The sequence below is a fragment of the Bradyrhizobium sp. NBAIM08 genome (assembly GCF_020193935.1).
GTDB classification, from domain to species: Bacteria; Pseudomonadota; Alphaproteobacteria; order Rhizobiales; family Xanthobacteraceae; genus Bradyrhizobium; species Bradyrhizobium yuanmingense.
This window is the reverse complement of sequence record NZ_JADYVR010001335.1, coordinates 1-383: the sequence shown is the minus strand read 5'-3', so window position 1 is coordinate 383 and position 383 is coordinate 1. Positions and strand designations below refer to the sequence as shown.

The window sequence follows — 383 nt, the reverse complement described above, 5'->3', positions numbered from 1 at the left end:
GAGTCGCGCGGCGCCGTCGCGTACCTCTCGTCGGTCAGCGCGTCGGAGTCGGCGCCCTGGCCGGGACTGGGCGCCTACACCGTCACCAAGGCCGCGCTCGACAAGCTCGTCGAGGCCTGGCGCGTCGAGCACCCCCAGGTGGGCTTCACGCGCGTCGTCGTCGGCGACTGTGGCGGGGGCGAGGGCATCGGTCAGTCGCAGTTCACGGCCGAGTGGGATCCGGAGCTGGCCACCGAGATGGTGACGCTCTGGCTGGAACGTCGGCTGCTCTCGGGCGCGCTGATGGACGTCGAGCACCTGGTCGGCATGATCGACGCGGTGCTGCGCTGCGGCGCCGGCGCCAACGTGCCGTCGATCTCCGTCACGCCCCGCCGCCCCGACTG

1 protein-coding gene is annotated in these 383 nt (G+C 72.8%); it reads left to right on the top strand.

The genetic code is table 11. From position 1 onward, the window contains the following. Window positions 1–383, top strand: a 383-nt coding sequence (locus I6F37_RS44790; RefSeq protein ID WP_225155099.1) for a hypothetical protein, incomplete at both ends; no start/stop codon positions are given.